20 protein-coding genes are annotated in these 18,339 nt (G+C 58.8%); 9 read left to right on the forward strand and 11 right to left on the reverse strand.

Annotation, left to right across the window (positions count from 1 at the left end):
- Positions 1 to 126 precede the first annotated feature (126 nt).
- From ISN74_RS16260 to ISN74_RS16280, 5 genes are all read right to left on the reverse strand, one after another.
- The gene (locus ISN74_RS16260; RefSeq protein ID WP_188800209.1) at positions 127 to 1,041 is read right to left on the reverse strand and encodes a DUF3592 domain-containing protein; all 915 of its coding nucleotides are present in this window, start codon (positions 1,039 to 1,041) and stop codon (positions 127 to 129) included.
- A gap of 137 nt (positions 1,042 to 1,178) precedes the next feature.
- Positions 1,179 to 1,589, reverse strand: a complete 411-nt coding sequence (locus ISN74_RS16265; protein ID WP_188800210.1) for a hypothetical protein — start codon at positions 1,587 to 1,589, stop codon at positions 1,179 to 1,181.
- A gap of 209 nt (positions 1,590 to 1,798) precedes the next feature.
- On the reverse strand, positions 1,799 to 2,203 hold the full coding sequence (locus ISN74_RS16270) for an ASCH domain-containing protein (protein ID WP_203546632.1): 405 nt from the start codon (positions 2,201 to 2,203) through the stop codon (positions 1,799 to 1,801).
- Positions 2,204 to 2,667: 464 nt separating this feature from the next.
- Complete coding sequence (locus ISN74_RS16275; RefSeq protein ID WP_188800211.1) at positions 2,668 to 3,024, reverse strand: hypothetical protein; 357 nt, start codon at positions 3,022 to 3,024, stop codon at positions 2,668 to 2,670.
- Positions 3,025 to 3,217: 193 nt separating this feature from the next.
- Positions 3,218 to 3,841: a TetR/AcrR family transcriptional regulator gene (locus tag ISN74_RS16280; RefSeq protein ID WP_188800212.1), complete on the reverse strand. Its 624-nt coding sequence runs from the start codon at positions 3,839 to 3,841 to the stop codon at positions 3,218 to 3,220.
- A gap of 136 nt (positions 3,842 to 3,977) precedes the next feature.
- Here ISN74_RS16280 and ISN74_RS16285 point away from each other — a divergent pair, with 136 nt between their 5' ends.
- On the forward strand, positions 3,978 to 4,961 hold the full coding sequence (locus ISN74_RS16285; protein ID WP_203546633.1) for an alpha/beta fold hydrolase: 984 nt from the start codon (positions 3,978 to 3,980) through the stop codon (positions 4,959 to 4,961).
- A 61-nt stretch (positions 4,962 to 5,022) separates the two neighbouring features.
- On the opposite strand, the gene ISN74_RS16290 is transcribed toward ISN74_RS16285, so the two are convergent.
- A complete protein-coding gene (locus ISN74_RS16290; protein WP_188800213.1) occupies positions 5,023 to 5,619 on the reverse strand; it encodes a hypothetical protein in 597 nt (198 codons plus the stop codon).
- Between the two features lie 150 nt (positions 5,620 to 5,769).
- On the reverse strand, positions 5,770 to 6,480 hold the full coding sequence (locus ISN74_RS16295) for a hypothetical protein (protein ID WP_188800214.1): 711 nt from the start codon (positions 6,478 to 6,480) through the stop codon (positions 5,770 to 5,772).
- 446 nt (positions 6,481 to 6,926) lie between these two features.
- Between ISN74_RS16295 and ISN74_RS16300 the strand changes: the two genes are divergently transcribed.
- Positions 6,927 to 7,703 (forward strand): ferredoxin--NADP reductase, encoded by a 777-nt coding sequence (locus tag ISN74_RS16300; RefSeq protein ID WP_188800215.1) that lies wholly within the window; start codon positions 6,927 to 6,929, stop codon positions 7,701 to 7,703.
- 77 nt (positions 7,704 to 7,780) lie between these two features.
- Here the strand turns inward: ISN74_RS16300 and ISN74_RS16305 are convergent, their stop codons facing one another.
- Positions 7,781 to 8,446, reverse strand: a complete 666-nt coding sequence (locus ISN74_RS16305; RefSeq protein WP_229679381.1) for a protein kinase family protein — start codon at positions 8,444 to 8,446, stop codon at positions 7,781 to 7,783.
- 93 nt (positions 8,447 to 8,539) lie between these two features.
- Here ISN74_RS16305 and ISN74_RS16310 point away from each other — a divergent pair, with 93 nt between their 5' ends.
- Both ISN74_RS16310 and ISN74_RS16315 read left to right on the forward strand, forming a co-directional pair.
- The gene (locus tag ISN74_RS16310) at positions 8,540 to 9,025 is read left to right on the forward strand and encodes a DUF456 domain-containing protein (RefSeq protein ID WP_188800718.1); all 486 of its coding nucleotides are present in this window, start codon (positions 8,540 to 8,542) and stop codon (positions 9,023 to 9,025) included.
- An 83-nt stretch (positions 9,026 to 9,108) separates the two neighbouring features.
- Complete coding sequence (locus tag ISN74_RS16315) at positions 9,109 to 10,887, forward strand: DUF885 domain-containing protein (protein ID WP_188800216.1); 1,779 nt, start codon at positions 9,109 to 9,111, stop codon at positions 10,885 to 10,887.
- An 85-nt stretch (positions 10,888 to 10,972) separates the two neighbouring features.
- Here the strand turns inward: ISN74_RS16315 and trhA are convergent, their stop codons facing one another.
- Entirely contained in the window at positions 10,973 to 11,641 is a 669-nt protein-coding gene (gene trhA, locus ISN74_RS16320) for a PAQR family membrane homeostasis protein TrhA (RefSeq protein ID WP_188800217.1), read from the reverse strand.
- A gap of 529 nt (positions 11,642 to 12,170) precedes the next feature.
- Here trhA and ISN74_RS16325 point away from each other — a divergent pair.
- A complete protein-coding gene (locus tag ISN74_RS16325) occupies positions 12,171 to 12,842 on the forward strand; it encodes an energy transducer TonB (RefSeq protein ID WP_188800218.1) in 672 nt (223 codons plus the stop codon).
- Positions 12,843 to 12,914: 72 nt separating this feature from the next.
- Here the strand turns inward: ISN74_RS16325 and ISN74_RS16330 are convergent, their stop codons facing one another.
- Positions 12,915 to 13,202 (reverse strand): hypothetical protein, encoded by a 288-nt coding sequence (locus ISN74_RS16330; RefSeq protein WP_188800219.1) that lies wholly within the window; start codon positions 13,200 to 13,202, stop codon positions 12,915 to 12,917.
- Positions 13,203 to 13,467: 265 nt separating this feature from the next.
- On the opposite strand from ISN74_RS16330, the gene ISN74_RS16335 reads away from it, so the two are divergent.
- The 3 genes from ISN74_RS16335 (at position 13,468) to cls (ending at position 17,055) form a co-directional block, all read left to right on the forward strand.
- Positions 13,468 to 14,046: a cysteine dioxygenase gene (locus tag ISN74_RS16335; RefSeq protein WP_188800220.1), complete on the forward strand. Its 579-nt coding sequence runs from the start codon at positions 13,468 to 13,470 to the stop codon at positions 14,044 to 14,046.
- A gap of 181 nt (positions 14,047 to 14,227) precedes the next feature.
- Positions 14,228 to 15,595: an FAD/NAD(P)-binding protein gene (locus ISN74_RS16340; protein WP_188800221.1), complete on the forward strand. Its 1,368-nt coding sequence runs from the start codon at positions 14,228 to 14,230 to the stop codon at positions 15,593 to 15,595.
- A 59-nt stretch (positions 15,596 to 15,654) separates the two neighbouring features.
- A complete protein-coding gene (gene cls, locus ISN74_RS16345; RefSeq protein WP_188800222.1) occupies positions 15,655 to 17,055 on the forward strand; it encodes a cardiolipin synthase in 1,401 nt (466 codons plus the stop codon).
- Between the two features lie 144 nt (positions 17,056 to 17,199).
- Here cls and ISN74_RS16350 read toward each other — a convergent pair whose 3' ends face one another.
- The gene (locus ISN74_RS16350) at positions 17,200 to 17,586 is read right to left on the reverse strand and encodes a hypothetical protein (RefSeq protein ID WP_188800223.1); all 387 of its coding nucleotides are present in this window, start codon (positions 17,584 to 17,586) and stop codon (positions 17,200 to 17,202) included.
- 91 nt (positions 17,587 to 17,677) lie between these two features.
- Here ISN74_RS16350 and pncA point away from each other — a divergent pair, with 91 nt between their 5' ends.
- Positions 17,678 to 18,313 (forward strand): bifunctional nicotinamidase/pyrazinamidase, encoded by a 636-nt coding sequence (gene pncA, locus ISN74_RS16355; protein ID WP_188800224.1) that lies wholly within the window; start codon positions 17,678 to 17,680, stop codon positions 18,311 to 18,313.
- The last annotated feature ends 26 nt before the right edge of the window (positions 18,314 to 18,339 follow it).

Here is an 18,339-nt window from a genome sequence, read left to right on the forward strand (position 1 = left end):
CCCGGCCAACAACTGGGCGTATAACCGGACGGAGAGGTGTGATCCTGGAGCGTCCGCTTCGGGGCGAAAGCATACGCCTATAGATCGACTTACAAAAAGCCCTCTCAAATCTAGATCAATCGACATTCATTTCTTACCTGGACGCAACCAAAGGCCAAGGCCCACCACCGCAAGCACCAACACTAATATCCCCACAAATAACCCGCCCAATAAGGCCATTTGGTCGCGGGAGCGTTCGCCATGATCGAGGCGAAAAACATCATCATTGAAGTTCAGTGCCGACACTTCAGGATGATCAACTTCGTAGGCGATTGGGACCTGCTTGTTTGTACGCGCGTAAGTGATACGGGGGTCATTGGAGCGATCGCCGAGATCTGCGTAGCCATGTATGGGCTTCGATGCGCCGTTTGTTTCAGCTGACGGCGTAAACGCGTACTCGACAAAGAAGCTGCAAGATCTTCTTCCGCAGCCTCCATTATAGATGCGAATGACGTCCGCCATGGTCCGCAGGCCATTACGTTGAATCTTGGCCTCAGTGCGGGCTTCGTTGTGCATTGAGATCGCGAAACCGAAAAAAAAGACCGCAAAAATGAGCCCGAAGAATGTGGCACTATATGCAAATACGGACTTGCGGTCATCGGAATTGACCCCCGCACTCATGCGCCTCATTACACCTGCTAATGCCATCAGCGCGATAAAAATGAGTGCTACAAATTCGACGTTACTGTGCAAAAGAATGGCGGATGCTGACGACGGGTCAGCCAGCATAGGGATACCGAAAATAAGAAAGAGCGAAAAAAGAGTTCCGATGAGTATTCCGTGCTTGTTAAAAGTTGTCTCCTTCGGCTTACTCCGGTACGAAGCCCCCCCGTGCAGGCGGTTGCCTGACTCAGCGGAAGGGTTATCTGTGTAGATCACCAGCGGACTGGGCGATTCATGCGAGGTCTTCGCATACGCCTTGCCGCAAGATGGGCATTCCCAATCGGGCACCTGATCAGTCGGCTTTCTTTGATAACCACAAGCCTGACAAACTGTTTCCATGCCTAATCCCCGTATAGATTGATCTGATCGCGTAAATGATTTTGCTCGCGGGTCATAAATGTCTGCTTCGGGTCGGAAGCAGACGTTCTGAGGCTATAAAATGAGGATGACCCTTTTCTGCTCGCGTACCTATGCGATTAGTTTCCTATTGCTGCCTGCAGCCCTTTGACATCTGCTTCGGACAGATGACGTTTAAGTGGAAACGCAGGCTTTGGTGCATAGAAATATGCAGTAGCAGTGCCATCATTTGATACGAACAGGTCAAGAGAGCTCTGTTGTCCATTCGGTCCGCTCGTGGCGATTTCCATCGCTATTGGCGCGGGAGGCGTTTCCATCAACCCCTCCCAACCCTTGTCATGAGCTTTAAACCAATCTACAAGTTTCGTTAATTGCTGAGGTGTCAATAATCTGCTGGAAATGCCGCGGCCTTGCACAGTTGCGGTCGCAATATCGGGTATTGCGATAGTGTGATCCCAGACTCCGGCAAGAGTTGGAGTAACACAAAGCAGTCCAGCAACAATAAAACACCATCCACTAAAGCGCTTCATGACGTCTCCCAGTGAGTGAGCACTCTGACGGTCAGGCTAAGGCTCCCTTAGGGACACAACACCTGCCGGAAGTAACCAAACTTTGGCATGATTTCCATATGCCAACGATTTTGATTCTCGATAATAACCAGTTGAATATCCGTTTTGGGTTGCCGTCATGCCGAGCTTGCCGAGTAGCCAAGCAGGCCGTAAGGTCCAGGCAATAGGCATCAGCTAGCGACTTCCCGCGCAATGACCTCGACCAATTCAAAATGCAGCGTCACAAACTCGAAGCTGTCGTGCAAATCCAGATGCGGCAGGCAACGAATATGGCACTCACGGAATTCCTCCGCGCTGGAAAACGCTTCGCCGCGCCAGACTTCTTCTGGAATCTTGCCGAATTCGATCGTGTAGACCTTGGTTGCCCTGATAATGCAGCGAAGCCGATGCTTCAAATCGTAGACTTCAATGATGTCGCCAGGCTCATAACTTCCATCACCGTATTCGCCATACGGTTTGTAATAATCCGCGACCGTGTCGGCGGTGACAGTCTTGAGACCATCCATGACGGCGCGTGGAAGGCTGTCATCGTTCTCGTCAGCGCCCCAGAAGGTCAATCTCTTTCTGCCGCTCATCTCTTCTCTTTGTGCATTGATGCACCCTGAATCCAACATCGTAATCGTATCTACGGCCTGGAGGGCGATGACTTCTAATCTTTTCGGCACCGACTATTCGCCAGTATCCGCAGTCGAAAGCTGACATCAAATCAGTGGTCTACGGCTTGCCTAGCAGTAACTTCAGCTGCGGCCACCAAAACAACGCTCCAAACCAGAAGAAGACCCCCAACAACAGTGCTGGAAATACTGACCGCATTAGCACTGAGGCCCAAAACCACAATGGCTGATCTGATCGGGAGAACTCGTCTGGAGAGCTGGTTTTGTTACCGAGCCGTACCGAGCCTGTGCGAATGGCCTGCTGGGTCTCCTTGATTATCAAACCAAAACCAATGAGAGGAAAACCAGCGGAGCCCAAGAAAGCCAGCACTGCCAAAAGTTTTTGGTCCATCCATAAATTCTCGTAAGCCCCTACATTCCAATCTCTACTGTTCGGTGATATCGCACGAGACATCGCTAGTAGGAAAATATGAGTCTGAGATGTCTGCATGAGTGAAACCGCGGACAAGAGAAATCGCCGTGATACGTCCGTCCGGTGCCGTTTTGGTATAGATATGCCGGGCTACGCCCCAGTCACTGGTGTTACCGGGACCGTGGTCGTAAACGCCATAGACGATGTCCTTACCTCTTTTGCATAGCACGGTGTAATCGTGCGCCCAGGAACGCGGAATCGGTCGCCAACCGTCGGCCGCAAGCTGAGCATCAGTTTGCGCCTCACCATTCGCCGCGCCGATCATCCCGATAAGTACCAGCGCCAACCCCGCAATCTTTTTGACTTTCATACGCCCCCCGTGTGATCCGGACCGACTGCAGACCTTTTGACCATCCATTGAGAGTCTTTAGGCCGAGGGAGCACTTGTCAATTGGCGTTGCGATCAAGAGTGCAACAAGAGTGAAACAGACAAGATGCCGACCCCTATAAAGTCAGTCACGCCAGGACTCTGCAGGCTTTATCAATCCAGACCATCATGGGGACTACTGCAAATATCCCAGTACGAGACGTGAGGCTTCATCGACGAGCCTTCCAACCGCTTCGTCCGTAAGCATCTCGGAGTGGTGCAAAACGGCCGTATGGGTCAGCGCCTCTATCGAGGTCACGCAGATAAATGTGGCCAAATCCAGGTCGGCGACGCGAAGTTCATCGCGATGGCCTTCAAGATAGGCCCTGAATAGAGCATGGGCGTCGCGATTGTAGGCTTCTATGTTCTCAAGTTTTCCTGTCCGCGGTGTTTGCTCTGCAAGAACACGATGCAGCTTCGGGTCGACGCGATGCGCCTCGACCGCAGCCAAAACAAGTCTTGGAACCGCCTTCTCAATCGGTTGCGAGGCCACCTCGGCCAGCGTGGCATGCACGACCTGCATAAGCTCCTGATTGTGACGTTCGATAACCGCAACAACGAGCGATTCTTTGCAAGGAAAGTATTGATAAAGCGAGCCGATGCTTACACCTGCCTTTTCGGCAATCCGATTGGTACTGGCCTTGTCGAAGCCCTCTTTCACCAAAACGCGAGCGGTTGCAGCAATGAGCGCATCAACCGTCGCACGCGATCGCTCTTGAGAGGCGTATTTCCTGGGTTTGGTAAGCGGTTTACGTGCCATGCCCTGCACTCCGAATGCGAGTAGAAAATGAGAGCTATCGCTCGCATTCTATTCCCATGCGCTAACGAATGAACCAGCGCGATGAATCGCCGATCTGACGAGGCGAGCCGAATCCACACCCACGCAGGATGTAGTCATGAGCATGGGCAACATGTCACCCGTACAGCAGGTTCAAGAGAAAGCGAGAAACTCGCAGGAATTGCCATCGGCTGATGCCGAACCAAGTTGGCAGAGCCGTTGCCTCAATCGCCTGTTAAGACTTCTTCCCGCTAAAAAGCACTTGGCATCGGCTGTGGCCGTGCAAGAACAGGTGCGCAAATTAGCGCGACGGCCGGCCTCCTATAAACCAACGGGCATGGGCCGCGGCATCGAGGTGACATTGAAGCATGTGGCGGGATGGCCTGTTTACTCTACGGCGTCATCTGAAAGTCCCAACACCGGCAACTATGTATTTTTCTTGCATGGTGGCGGATTCATTAACGAGATCGTTGCTGACCATTGGCGCTTCATCGCTTATTTGACTCGCCATGCTCACGTCCGTTGCGTCGTTCCCATCTACCCGCTGGCTCCTCAAGCCACTGCAAAGGACCTTGTGCCGGCCACAGGCGATTTGTTGCGGAAACTTTTGGAGGATGCCGGACCCGCAAAAGTCACGGTGATAGGTAATTCGGCGGGCGCAGGCTTAGGAGTGGCAGCAGCGCAATGGTTGCGAGACGCCGGATATCGACAGCCAGATGGACTGGTGTTGATCTCTCCGGCGGTAAGCCTGTCGATAAGCCGTACGGAACAGATCGCGATTGCGGCGCGTGACCCGATGCAGGATATCCCTGGCATCATTGAACTCGGACGTCTCTATGCAGGTGACCTGGATGTCACGCACCCCTATGTCAGTCCGTTGTATGGCGATTTCCACGGGCTGGCGCCGATGATCGTATTCGCCGGCACGCATGATGTTCTCTATCCCGACAGCGTCGATCTGGCCGCAAAGGCGCGCGCGGCGGGTGTGCCGGTCGAGCTTCATCTGCGAGAGGGTCAGCCCCACAACTATGCGGGTATGCCAACGCCAGAAGGCCGACAAGCACGCGCCATCATCCTGCGCGCTGCCCAGGGGCTGACCTAACCGTTGTCCTAGCGAGTGGCAGCAGCCTTTTTGCTTTCAAACATCTAGCGACGTGACGCCATCAAGCCATCGTGTCGACAAACACACCGCGCAGACCGGAAACGCCACTTTCGCTGAGGTTGCGTGCCAGTGTTTGCAGGAACGTTGGCAAGCTGGGGATGGCGTCTCTCGAAACGTCCGTTGAGGTGCCAGATGACGAACCCAGTGACGCCCAAAGGTTCTGAAATACCGTTGCCAGACTGCCGGAATCGCCTGAGGTGGATGGCGTGCTGCTCGAAACAGAGCCCAATGCCTGAGCCAGGCTGGAGAATGTCGAAGCAATGTTTGTGTACTGCTGTATCTGCTGCGATCCCTTCAACTGTTGTGGCAGAGGCGCGAGCGGCGCGCTGCTCGTTACAGCAGCGTTATAGGTGCCGGCTGCCGCAGTGGCAGAGTCATTGGCGATAGACGCCGTTCTAGGCGTGGACACTAGCCCGAGTTGCGTCAGCGCTGCGGCAATAGCAGAAGCCAGCTGGCTATTGGCGGTCGAGGAACCCGCCGGGGTGGCTACAGCCGTCGCCGACGACGCATCAAGCGCGCTTTTGTGATGGGTGTGCTGGGTTGCAACGAGCCCGCTGACGGACGGCGACTGGGTACTGCTAATGCTTGAAATAGTCATTACAGGCAGCCCATTGCGGATAGTGCGCGTCGACCATATTACGCCAATCCTCCGCCACGCAGCGTCAGTTCACCGGTCGTGCCCGGATCGGCGCCGTTCGTCAGGCGCCGATCACCTGGTACCCCCTGGGCTATATCGGATGCCCGGTATCTACATGGCCGGCGATGGGGTGCCATCCGACCATTTCCCCGCCGGAATCATCAACACATTGACCGGCTCAGGCTCCCCGTGAAACTGCGGATTGAGCATCACCGGCGAACCGTTCTGGTCCGCACCCCAATTCACGTCCGTGGCGGTGTAAAACATAAGATGCGATATCCAGTGACCGAACTGGTCATCCAGATAGCCTTGCCGGGACATCATGTACGACATCGCCCCCGGCTCCAGCGGTGGAAGTTGCTTGCTGGCAAACGCCGCCTCGATGTCCTTCCTGATTTCCTCTTTGGACTGCCCGGTCAGCACCAACTCGGTTCGTTTGTAGGTGATGGGCAGGATCGATTTAGCTGCCTGTGGATTGAAGCAAATCGGGCCGCGCAGCTTGGGATTCCAGAACTGGGGCGAATCGAAGGGGGACATCCATGCCCGCTCGACGACACACACAAACCCATTCTTGCCTTCCACTGCAGTGACGTAGCCATGCGGTTTCAGCACCAGCACGGTGGCCTGGCTGGAGATCGATGCCGGCGCGGCGCTTCGGGCCAGTGCTATTTCCGCCTGGTCAGGCATCAGGTATTGGGAAAGCGGCGCCATGCTCGGGTAACTATGCGGTGGTTGCTGAGCGGCAGACGCCGCCGCAGCAAGCACCACGGCGAGCGTGCATACGACGATATGACAGCTGATCGAGACGGCATGGTTCTTCATCCGATGGCTCCCTTGTCTGTTTCGCTTCGGGGTGTTTTAGGTATGCACAAGCTGCCGGGCCTGACTGCACATCCAGCCCGTCAATGAATCGCGCTACTGAACGACGAGTGGACCGAGGGCAAATCGACATCCGTGCCTCCCCGTGACTGAACCCCACAAGGACCCTCACCACACCGCCCTTTACCTGGGGAGGCAAAGGGAAAAGCCCGGAATATCATGCTTCTACCCTCGGTGATCGGCGCCAGGCCAACGCTTGCCCACCATACCGGCGCCCCCATATGAGGAACTCCCCTAGCGCAGAAACGGGCCGAATCGCGTAATCTATGGCGCTTATCGCTGGGTTGACGCCCGGCGCTCGTACGGCAACGGCACCCCAGCCCCTCCCCGCGAGCAAGTCGCTGTGCGACACAGCGCATCCCCAACTGCACAATCCGAGACGAAAAACCATGGTGGCTTTGGCGACCGAACAAGTCATTGACGTACATCACTGGAACGACAGCCTTTTCAGCTTCCGCACCACGCGTGACCCGAGCTTCCGCTTTGACAGCGGGCAGTTTGTGATGATCGGCCTGGAAGTGGACGGCCGCCCGCTGATGCGCGCGTATTCGATCGCCAGCGCCGCGTGGGAAGAACATCTGGAGTTCTTCTCGATCAAGGTGCCGGACGGTCCGCTCACCTCGCGTCTACAACACCTCAAGCCCGGTGATCCGCTCACCGTGAGCCGCAAGCCAACCGGCACGTTGGTGCTGACCGACCTCAAGCCCGGCAAGCATTTGTATCTGCTTGGTACCGGTACGGGCCTGGCGCCGTTCATGAGCATCATCCGCGACCCGGAAACCTATGCACAGTACGACAAGATCGTGCTGGCTCACGGCGTGCGTCATATCAACGATCTGGCGTATTCGGACTATCTGCAGAACGAACTGCCGCAGCACGAATACCTCGGCGAACTGGTACGTGAGAAGTTGATCTACTACCCCACCGTCACGCGCGAGCCATTCCGCAACCGCGGTCGCATCACCGACAACATCGTCGATGGCGCCATGGCCAACACCATCGGCCTGCCGCAGCTCAACCCCGAAACCGATCGATTGATGCTGTGCGGCAGCCCCGCCATGCTGGACGACCTGTGCGCACTGCTCAACGCCCGCGGCTTCCAGGCATCGCCACGCACTCGCGAGCCGGGTGACTACGTGATCGAGCGCGCTTTCGTCGAGAAGTAAGTGGCGTCTGGCACGCTGATCTTGCGTGCTTGCCATCCTGTCACCCTCCCCTACGGCATGTCGTGGAGGGTGCAAATTCAGTCGCGCACGCGACCTTTGCCTTCGTTGTCCCAATAGCCGAATACACGCCGCGCAATCAGCTTGTACAGCCGTTTGCCAGTCGCACGCCACAGACGCGAATGCAGCGCCGGTGTTTTGAGCATGGCTTGCTGGCGTTGGCTGAGCGCGTGATCGCAATACGTGCGTTTGTGCTTGAGCAGATGGCGCAAGTCTTCGCGCGCCAGCAAACGGAACAACCTCCCGCGCCGACCGCGGGTCCAGGCGATCTGAAAATCCACCAAGCCCGGACGACCATCACTGCGCACCAGCCAGTTCGGTTCCTTCGCAAGGTCGTTGTGAACGATGCCACGCCGATGCAGTTGTGCAAGCAGGCGCAACGCCTCGCGGTAATAAGCAGGGTCACGCGGTTGCGCTTGCTGCATCGGCTGGCCGGCGATGTAGCCGCGCAGCAGTTCGCGGCCATTCCAGCCCAGCAACGCTGGCACACCGTCGATGCCGTCCAGCTTGGCCAGGGCCCGCGCTTCGCGTGCAGCGGCGCGGCGTGCGAAAGCTCGCGCCCACCAGCGCGCCGCGCGGATATCGCGCCGGATCATCCGCACACCGTCGCGTTGGATGATCTCGATGCGGCCGAGTTCGTCGGCCTTGAGCAGGATGGATTCGCTATGTGTCACGGGCCTACCGATTGACTAGTCGCGCGCAGCTTGCCCGCTGCGTGCTGGCAGTTGAGTATTGTGGCCGATTCGCGGCCATCCCGCCGCAGGACGATTACCGCCATGCTGGATGCTGCCGTCTACATACTCGCCATCGTCCTGATCCTGTTCGGCCTGATCGGCGCGGTACTGCCCAACCTGCCGGGCATACCGATGATCTTCGGCGGCATCTGGCTGGCCGCCGCGGTGGATGATTATCACCACATCAGCACCACTTGGCTGATCATTCTTGGCGTACTGGCAGCGTTCGGCATCGCCGTGGATTTCATCGCGGCGTCGCTGGGCGCCAAACGTGTCGGGGCCAGTTCGGCAGCCATCTGGGGCGCTTCGATAGGCACCATCATGGGCATGTTCTTGGGCATCCCCGGCCTCATCCTGGGCCCCTTCGTCGGCGCGCTAGCCGGCGAGCTGCTCTCCAGCCGCAGCGTGCTGCGCTCGGCGCATGTCGGCATCGGCACCTGGCTGGGCCTGCTGTTCGGCGCACTGGTGAAGCTGGTGCTGTCGATCATCATGGTCGCCGTCGCGGCCGGCGTCTGGCTGCTGCATCGATAGGCTTCAGGCCCCACTTTCGGGCCATGGCACTGGGCTCAAGCCGCCTAGTAAGCTCGGGCGACTGAATCCTGGGGATACCTTTCATGACCAAACGTCTCGCCCTCGCCGCGGCGATTGCGCTCGCTGCCGCTGGATCCACCCACGCCCAAACCACCCCCGCGCCGGCCTGGATCGCACGCAGCAATGCCGATGCACAGGTACTGCTCAATGCGCAGGCGCAGTTCAATCCCGAAAACGCGACGTCGTTGGGTCTGCCCGGCTATGACGACAAGGTGATCGACCTCAAGCCGAACGTGGAGGCACGCCAGAACGCTGCTGTCGGCGCAGCCAGAGCCAAGCTGCAAGGCATGCTGGCGACGGAAAAAGATTCTAACGTCCGCCAGGATCTGCAGATCATGATCCATGCTGCCGATCTGCAAATCGAAGGTACCGATCTCACCCGCAAATACATGCTGCCGTATATCGACATCGGCCAGCAGATCTTCAACGGCGAGTTCTACCTGCTCAAGGATCAGGTGGATGACAAGCATCGCGCCTCTGCACTGAAGCGCCTGCAATGCTACGTCGGCCAGGCGCCAGGCTGCACGCCGATCACCCAGCAGGCCGAAGCGCTGACCACCAGCCGCCTGTCGGAGAAAAACCTGCTCGGTCCGTATAAGGGCAGTGTGGATCAACAGCTTTCCAACACGCAGCAATACGTGGATGGCGTCCGCCAGCTGTTCACCAAATACAAGCTGGACGACGCACAGAGCAAGGCTGCGCTGGATGCGATGGAAGCGCAGCTCAAGCAATACGATGCATGGGTGCACAGCACCATCGTGCCGCGCCAGCGCGACGACTTCCGCCTGCCCGAACCGCTGTATGCGTTCAATCTGAAACAGGTCGGCATCGATATTCCGCCCGAAGACCTGATCAAGCAGGCACAACTGGAATTCGTGGAAGTGCGCTCTGCCATGCAGATGATGACCCCGGAAGTCGCCAGGGCGGAAGGGTTCCAGGCCACCGATTACCGCGATGTGATTAAGGCGCTGAAGAAGCAGCAGCTCGGCAAGGACGATGTGGTGCCGTGGTACCACGAAGTCATCGGCAAGATCGAAGACATCATCCGCAGTGAACACCTCGTCACGCTGCCCCAGCGCGAAATGCAGATGCGCCTGGCTTCCCAAGCCGAAACCGCCAACGTGCCGGCCCCACACATGGACCCACCGCCACTGATCAACAATCACGGCGAACGCGGTACGTTCGTGCTGACGATGGGTAACCCATCAAGCAACGGCGGCAACTCGGATACAGCCTACGATGACTTCACCTTCAAGGCCGCGGCATGGACACTCACCGCGCACGAAGGACGCCCGGGTCATGAACTGCAGTTCTCGGCCATGGTGGAACGCGGCGTATCGCTGGCGCGCAGCATCTTCGCGTTCAACAGCGTCAACGTCGAGGGCTGGGCCTTGTACTCGGAAGCGGAAATGCTGCCGTACGAACCGCCCGCTGGCCAGTTCACCACCTTGCAGTTCCGGCTGGTGCGTGCAGCCCGCGCCTTCCTCGACCCGATGCTCAATCTCGGCCTGATCAGCAAGGAACGCGCCCATGACGTGCTGCGTTACGACGTCGGCCTGTCCGAAGCCATGACCCGCGAAGAGCTGGACCGCTACACCTTCAACAGCCCGGGTCAGGCCACCGCGTATTTCTACGGTTATATGCGCCTGCAGCAGCTGCGTTTGCAGACGGAACTCGCGTTAGGCAAAGACTTCAATCACCAGGCTTTCAACGATTTCATCATTGGCCAGGGCCTGCTGCCGCCGGAGCAATTGGCCGAAGCGGTGCGTACGCAGTTCATTCCTTCGCAACAGAAGCACTGAAAGAGCGAAGGATGGTGGGTATACGGCGGCTGCGCTTGCGCAGCCGCTTTCTTTCCAGCTCATCGGCTACGGAAACAATGCAGCGTCACAGCGCGGTGTTCGGCACCACATAAAAAAACACCGCCAAAAATTGCAGCACGCTTCCAGCCAGCACAAAGACATGCCACACCGAGTGGTGATAAGGCAGCTTGCGCCATAGATAGAACGGCACGCCCAAGGTATAAGCGGCGCCGCCGGCCAGCAGCAACACCATCCCGCCAGTCTGCAGGTGCGCGAGCAGCGGCCGGAACGCGATGATGCCGACCCAGCCCATCGCCACATACAGCAACACCGCCAAACGGCGATAACGCTTGAGCAGGCCCAGTTCCAGTGCAGTGCCAAGCAAGGCCAGACTCCAGACGATGCCGAACAGGCTCCACCCCCACGTACCACGCAAGGCAATCAGCGTGAATGGCGTATAGGTGCCCGCAATCAGCAGAAAAATCGCAATGTGATCCAACGTGCGCAATACACGCCTGGCCGATTCTGTGCGGATCGAGTGATATAGCGTCGATGCTGTATAGAGCAAGATCAGCGAGATGCCATAGACCGCACTAGCCAGCACATCGCTGCCCGTACCGTGGCTGGCGGCATGCACGACGAGCGCCGCCAACCCTACGATGCTCAGCACGATGCCGATGCCGTGAATGACACTGCTGGCCAGCTCATCGCCGAAGCCGTAGCGCGGAAGCACCACCTGACCGGATGCGGACATGGATACGGCTCCTGGATGTTCAATTCATCTGAAAATTAAGCACTCACCATAACTGGCTAGTGGTGATTTGCCTACGGCTCTTCAGGCCAGGAGAGAAAGACCTAGCCTCAAACGTTTGATGCGTTTCCAGGGGTCTGAATCAGGGACAACGGTAAGGCCAGATTTTTCTCTGCATAGAACCATCAGTCACTACCAAAACCATCGCCTCCGACTTTCGTGAAAGCCTTCATCACAAGGGCTGCACGCCATCTCAAGCCACTCTTGTGCAAGATACTTGCCACGGATATCGCCTCCCCGATATCCGTTATCCTGCAACCCCGCAGCCCTTGCGGGGTTTTTTTTGCCTCCTATCGGGCCAGCCGGCAAGATGGCCGGCCAGGATCACGCCGCTGTCACGCCATTTGGACGGCTATTGCACATTTGCCCGCAACAGGCATAGGCTGAAGCCGCGCCCACCGCGATCCCCCTGTGTCCCCACACAGCGTGGCCAGGACGCATCAAAACTCACATCGTCGTCAGGAGGTCGCTTATGCCGTCCGCAAGCCTGGCTGTCGTTCGTCGTCCGCACCCGGATATGGTGCGTGTTGCCGCCTTGAGCGCGGCGATCACCCTCAACCTCGTTGCCCTGCTGTTTGCTTTGCGCCCACTGGCGCCGCAGATCGCCCAGGCCATCGACACGGTCCGTGTCGAGCCCATCCATATCATCGAACCGCCGCCGAAAGTGCCACCGCCGCCAGATATGGTGGTCAAACCGCTGACCAAACCCCTACCGGTCACGCCACCGCTGCACATTCCACTCGTCCATGTGCAGAAGGAAATGCCACCACCGACCATCACCACGCCCACCACCGAACCATCGCAGAACAGCAAACCCGTCGATGCAACACCGGCCACTATCGCGACACCACCTTCGATTGCGCCCGGCGTGACATCACTCGCCTATCGTTCGTCGCCGTTGCGCTTTCCGGCACAAGCGATACGCGCGCACATGGAAGGCACCGTGGTGTTGCTCGTGCTGGTGGATGAGAACGGCAAACCCGTCCAGGTGAAGATCGAGCAAAGCAGTGGCTATGGACTGCTGGATAAAAGCGCACGCGAACAAGTGATGTCAGGCTGGCAATTCGAGCCGGCCGTGATAGATGGCCATGCGGTGAAGGCATGGGCGCGCGTGCCGGTGAGTTTTGCGCTGCAGCAGCTGTAACGCCGGCGCATAAAGGACCGGAACCCGGTCAGCTTTCAGGCGCTGAACCGGGTTCCGTCCACGGGTAGCACGTTAGTGCGCTGCAGGTGTGGCCGAAGGATGTCGGCGCGCAGCATGCACGATCAACCAGATCAGGCCAAACAACAACAAGGCTGGCAAGAGCACCGGCAACAACGACAAAGCGATGATCGGCAGCACCAGTAGCATCACCAGCCCACCGATAAACAATCCGATGGCGCCAGCCAGCAGACTGAACACGCCGTGCACCAAGCCAAAGGCCACTTTCAGGATCAGGCCAACCACCGACCCAACCACCCACAGCCCTGCTACGACAACCCCAATCAGCATCAGTTCGATCATGTCCGTTCTCCGACATCTGCTGAACATTTCGATGCGCCTCGGCCGGAAAAGGTTTACCGCGGAGGCGTGATAAAAGCTTAGGCCGGTGCAATGCCGTTGCCATCCTTCGAAAGTCATGCTTGAAAGCATGCAATAGGCGACGAACTTACGAAAATCTCACGTACGCCGCGGTGTTCATTCAGCCCGTTGTAAACACCACGCCTTACGACCATTTAACGGCGACCATGCTCCACTGCGGATCGCCTCCGGTCCGCCCACGGAATTTATGCGCACATACCGACACAGCCTCAAGGCACTACGCGATGCTGCGCTCGCGCATACGCTGGAAAAGAATCCGGATCTCGCCTCACTGTCTCGCGAACTTGGCGGCATCATTCATCGCGATGCGCAAGCGCTTGCCGATGGATTGGCGGGTCTGCGCAAGCGCAGCCGTGGCTTCGAACGCTGGCTGCTGGGGCGCCGCGGGCGTCCCGGCGTAAGCGTGCTGGTGATGGCGTGGCCACCTGGATACAGCACGCCTTCGCACGATCATGCTGGTTTGTGGGGCATTGAATTGAGTTTGTACGGTGCGCTCGAAGTGGAATCGTGGTCGCGCGCCACGACTGCCGAACCGTGGCAGCTTCGCGGACGCAATTGGCTTGGCCCGGGCGACGCAACGTGGTTCGACGCAGACATTCCGTACATGCATCGCTGCCGTAATCTTTCGCGGCAGGAAACTGCGCTGACCCTGCACGTCTACGGTGGCGATCTCGAAGATTACGCCTCGTATGAGCAGGCCGAATCCGTAGCGCTCTGGCACAAACAACGTCAGCGTGCGCGGATTGCCGGTCCGCTTCGCGTCTGATATCTAAGGGCGGGTTGTCGGGACATGGTCGGCCGTGCATCAGGTGATGTCGCATACCTGAGCCGGCGCGGATGGATCCGGCACGGGGCAGTCCGGACTGGCACCAAGCACGACGCGTCGGGAAAGTACAGCCAAGCTGCTTCCCGATCTCAGATAAGAAACCACGTAACGAAGGAATGACATGTTTCGACGGGTCGCCATTGTTGGCGGCGGCGCCGCAGGGGCTACGTTGCTCAGCGAATTGCTGGAACGCCCTGTATCGCAGCCGCTTCATCTGGACTGGTACACCGGCACTGGCACCCCAGGCCGCGGCATTGCTTACGGCACCCGCTCGGAACGTCATCTGCTGAATGTACGTGCCGCATCGATGGGCATGTTCGCCAGCCGCCCTGGCGGCTTTCTGGAATACATGCAAAGACGCGATCCGAGTATCTCGGGCACCGATTTCCTGCCCCGCTGCTGGTATGGCGATTATCTGGAGGCTGAAACCGCCACCGCACTCGTCCGCGCCAAGGACAAGGGACATGACGTGCGCATCGTGCCGCACGACGTCGATGCCATCGTGCCGGAGAACGACGGTGTCACCCTGTTCCAGGGAGAAACCACCACACGTGTCGATGCCACCGTGCTCGCGCTCGGTGCGCTTGCGCCTCGCGCCTTGCCCGGCGTCGATGACGACGCGCTCGCCAGTGGCCGCTACGTAACCTTGCCATGGTCGTTGCTCGCCGACGCCAAGCCGGATACGCAGGCGCACAACGTGGTGGTGATCGGCCTTGGCCTCACCGCCGTCGATGTGATCGTCGAACTCTCGGCAAAATGGCCCAACGCACACTTCACTGCGATTTCCCGCCACGGCGTGCTGCCGGAAGTGCATCAGTCCAGCGCATCGCTGCCATTTGAGGACGGCGAGGAACTGGTCGAGGCGATGCGTGATGCGCCGGATATCCGCACCTGGGTGCACCTGCTGCGCGACGCCATCTCCCATACCGATGACTGGCGGCGAGTTGTCGACTGCTTGCGTCCGCACACGCCTACGCTATGGGGCCTGCTGTCGCACAACGACCGTGCCCGCTTCCTGCGCCACGCACGTTGGGCGTGGGAGCGCGCGCGTCATCGCCTGCCGCCGCAGGTCGCCAGAACTATTGCATCACTGGAAAAGCAAGGACGCCTGCAACGTCTGCGCGGCCACATGCACAAAGTGACGCTGACCAGCCAAGGCGTGCAGATGATCTTTGCACCCAAGGGCGAAGAGGCCGAACGCACGCTCGATGCCGACCTGATCGTGCAGAGCGTCGGCCTGGAAACCGATGTGCGCCGCACTCAGCATATTCTGTTGCAGCAGATGATGACCAACGGCCACATCCGCTCCGATCCTTTCGGGTTAGGCATCGACGCCAAACCCGACGGACGCGTGCTGCACGACGGCACCGTATGGCCACGACTGTTTGCAATGGGCAGCATGCTGCGCGGCACACTGTGGGAATCCACGGCGATGCCGGAGATCCGTCAACAGGCGCGGTATCTTGCCGATCAGTTGCTGGCTGATTAGGGATCGCCTGACGCAAAGCTCGTGCAAACGACGGTGTGCATGCGAGAATCGTGCGCACCATGAGCATTCCACAGCTTATTACTCTGCTGGCCATGCTGCTGCATGTGGCGGGCATCCTCGCCGCGATGCATGCGGTGATGAATACACGTACGCCGCAGGGCGCTTTTGCATGGGCGCTCGGACTGGCGCTGCTGCCCTACGTCACACTGATACCGTACCTCTATCTTGGTCGCAGCCGCTTCCATGGTTACGTCACGCTGCATCGCGCTCATCGGCAGCGGCTTTCGCAAGCCTCCTTGCGCAGCGAACTGTCTGGCGTGCCGGATGCCTGCATGCAATATGCCGCACTTACCCAGATGCTGGGCAACAGCTTCCACGCCGGTCAGCAATTGCGACTGCTGATCAATGGCGACGCCACCTTTGAAGCGATCTTCAGCGCCATCGCCCAGGCCGAGCGCTGCATCCTGATTCAGTTCTTCATCTTTCACGACGACGAACTCGGCCGCCGCATGCAGCAGGCCTTGCTGGAACGCGCCGCCGCCGGCGTCCAAGTGTTCGCACTGTTCGACGGCATCGGCAGTCATGCGCTGCCCAAGCATTATGTCGAAACCCTGCGGCAAGGCGGCGTGGCGATTTTTCCCTTTGCCACGCAACGCTACAGCAACCGTTTCCAGCTCAACTTCCGCAATCATCGCAAAGTCGTGGTGGTGGATGGATGGCTTGGCTTTGTCGGCGGCCTCAATGTCGGCAATGAATACCTGGGCCTGAAACCGCCGCTGGCGCCCTGGCGGGATACGCATCTGCAGATCGACGGACCGGCCGTGTTAGATCTGCAGCGCAGCTTCGCCGTGGACTGGCACTGGGTGACCGGCGAATTGCCGCCACTGCTTCCACCCCGCCCGGCGCAAGGTGATGCGTATACGCTGATCGCTGCCACCGGGCCCGCTGATCCGCAGGAAAGCTGCTCGCTTTACTTCACCACTGCGATCAACGCCGCATGCAAGCGGTTATGGCTGACCACACCTTATTTCGTGCCAGACCAGGCCGTCATGTCGGCATTGCGTCTGGCCGTGATGCGCGGGGTTGATGTGCGCATATTGATACCGGCACGGCCGGATCATCGCACGGTATTCCTGGCCTCCACGTTGCACGCCTACGACGCGATCAACGCCGGCATTCGCATCTACCGCTATCAGCCCGGCTTCATTCACCAGAAGGTGATCCTGGTTGACGACGACACCGCCAGCATCGGCAGCATGAACCTGGACAACCGATCATTCCGCCTCAACTTCGAGATCAGCGCGTTGAACGTGGACCGCCGTTTCGCAGAAGACGTGGAACGCATGCTGATGGATGATTTCGGGCGCGCGGTGGAAGTTACACGCGATGAGTACCGCCAGTCGCCTTACCTTCGACGGCTGGCGATGCATGTGGCGCGGTTGTTCGATCCGATTCTTTGAGGAACGGAATCGCCAACACCTTGCATCCGTCGCCCCGGCGCAGGCCGGGGCCCAGTGTCTTTGAGTCGTTGCAAGCGAAAGTCGGCAGGCCCCGGCCTGCGCCGGGGCGACGGCATCGATGGCGCACATGTGAAGCTGAAGTACTCAATCCTCGCCGCGCAACACCCGACGCCAATCACCACCCAGCATGATCCAGCCAATGCCAGCGCCCACCATCGCGCCAATCAGCTCGCAGAACACGCGCGTTCCGATATTGTCAGGATCGTGCACTTGCGCCAGCTTGGCCTTGAGCAACTGGACCGATTGCAGCTGGCCGTAGTTGAAATAGAAGAGGTCCCACATGTCGCCGCTGCCGGTCAGCAGCATGGCCAGCAGAAAGGCGATGGTGATCTTCCTAAGCGGACTCCAGCCCTGGTTGCGGCCGATGACGTGGAGGATCAGATACAGCACGATGGCCGCTACTGCGCTGATCGCGCCAGCTTCCAGGCCACCCACCATGCCGTATCCCATCCACGATTGGTCGTAATGCATGTGTTGACTGTCCCCAAGTGTGCTGAGTCGATGACTTGCATTATGCCGTCGATTGGCGGTGGAATCTTGCGACGATACACGAGCGCTCCCCATGCAAAAGCTTGCCGCCTTGATCCTTGTCGATGTACAGCCGGACTTCATGCCCGGCGGCGCCCTGGCCTGCCACGAAGGCGACGCGATCGTGCCAGGCATTGATCGCCTGTTGCGCCGCCGCGTGTTCGAGCACACGGTTGCCACCCAGGACTGGCATCCGCGCGGGCACATTTCCTTTGCCAGCACACATCCAGGCTCCAAACCGTTCCAATCGATTCCGCTGCATGGCCACCCGCAGACCCTGTGGCCAGATCATTGCGTGCAGGACACGCCGGGCGCCGCACTGCATCCGGCGATTGACTGGTCGCCAGCCGATCTGATCCTGCGCAAAGGCAGCAATCCGGATGTGGACTCCTACAGCGCCTTTCGCGAGAACCACGGGCCGGGCGATACGCGTCCGAGTACGGGGCTTGCCGGGTGGTTGCGGGAACGCGGTGTCAACGAGGTTTACGTGGCGGGGCTTGCGCGCGATGTTTGTGTGTTGTGGACGGTGCAGGATGCGCTGGCGCTGGGTTTCAAGGCGCACGTGCTGTGGGATCTGACGCGGCCGGTGACGCCGGATAGTGATGCGACGACGCGTGTGACGTTGAAAGCTGAGGGCGCTGCCGTGGTGGAAACTATCGAGCAGTTGTAACGCGCTTCGATTTACGTAAACGATCG

This window comes from Dyella caseinilytica (genome assembly GCF_016865235.1).
GTDB classification, from domain to species: Bacteria; Pseudomonadota; Gammaproteobacteria; order Xanthomonadales; family Rhodanobacteraceae; genus Dyella_B; species Dyella_B caseinilytica.

Excerpts from the sequence above, each read along its gene's own strand:
- ISN74_RS16260 (WP_188800209.1), bottom strand. The coding sequence starts at position 1,041 with ATGGAAACAGTTTGTCAGGCTTGTGGTTATCAAAGAAAGCCGACTGAT.
- ISN74_RS16265 (WP_188800210.1), bottom strand. The coding sequence starts at position 1,589 with ATGAAGCGCTTTAGTGGATGGTGTTTTATTGTTGCTGGACTGCTTTGT.
- ISN74_RS16270 (WP_203546632.1), bottom strand. The coding sequence starts at position 2,203 with ATGAGCGGCAGAAAGAGATTGACCTTCTGGGGCGCTGACGAGAACGAT.
- ISN74_RS16275 (WP_188800211.1), bottom strand. The coding sequence starts at position 3,024 with ATGAAAGTCAAAAAGATTGCGGGGTTGGCGCTGGTACTTATCGGGATG.
- ISN74_RS16280 (WP_188800212.1), bottom strand. The coding sequence starts at position 3,841 with ATGGCACGTAAACCGCTTACCAAACCCAGGAAATACGCCTCTCAAGAG.
- ISN74_RS16285 (WP_203546633.1), top strand. The coding sequence starts at position 3,978 with ATGAGCATGGGCAACATGTCACCCGTACAGCAGGTTCAAGAGAAAGCG.
- ISN74_RS16290 (WP_188800213.1), bottom strand. The coding sequence starts at position 5,619 with ATGACTATTTCAAGCATTAGCAGTACCCAGTCGCCGTCCGTCAGCGGG.
- ISN74_RS16295 (WP_188800214.1), bottom strand. The coding sequence starts at position 6,480 with ATGAAGAACCATGCCGTCTCGATCAGCTGTCATATCGTCGTATGCACG.
- ISN74_RS16300 (WP_188800215.1), top strand. The coding sequence starts at position 6,927 with ATGGTGGCTTTGGCGACCGAACAAGTCATTGACGTACATCACTGGAAC.
- ISN74_RS16315 (WP_188800216.1), top strand. The coding sequence starts at position 9,109 with ATGACCAAACGTCTCGCCCTCGCCGCGGCGATTGCGCTCGCTGCCGCT.
- trhA (WP_188800217.1), bottom strand. The coding sequence starts at position 11,641 with ATGTCCGCATCCGGTCAGGTGGTGCTTCCGCGCTACGGCTTCGGCGAT.
- ISN74_RS16325 (WP_188800218.1), top strand. The coding sequence starts at position 12,171 with ATGCCGTCCGCAAGCCTGGCTGTCGTTCGTCGTCCGCACCCGGATATG.
- ISN74_RS16330 (WP_188800219.1), bottom strand. The coding sequence starts at position 13,202 with ATGATCGAACTGATGCTGATTGGGGTTGTCGTAGCAGGGCTGTGGGTG.
- ISN74_RS16335 (WP_188800220.1), top strand. The coding sequence starts at position 13,468 with ATGCGCACATACCGACACAGCCTCAAGGCACTACGCGATGCTGCGCTC.
- ISN74_RS16340 (WP_188800221.1), top strand. The coding sequence starts at position 14,228 with ATGTTTCGACGGGTCGCCATTGTTGGCGGCGGCGCCGCAGGGGCTACG.
- cls (WP_188800222.1), top strand. The coding sequence starts at position 15,655 with ATGAGCATTCCACAGCTTATTACTCTGCTGGCCATGCTGCTGCATGTG.
- ISN74_RS16350 (WP_188800223.1), bottom strand. The coding sequence starts at position 17,586 with ATGCATTACGACCAATCGTGGATGGGATACGGCATGGTGGGTGGCCTG.
- pncA (WP_188800224.1), top strand. The coding sequence starts at position 17,678 with ATGCAAAAGCTTGCCGCCTTGATCCTTGTCGATGTACAGCCGGACTTC.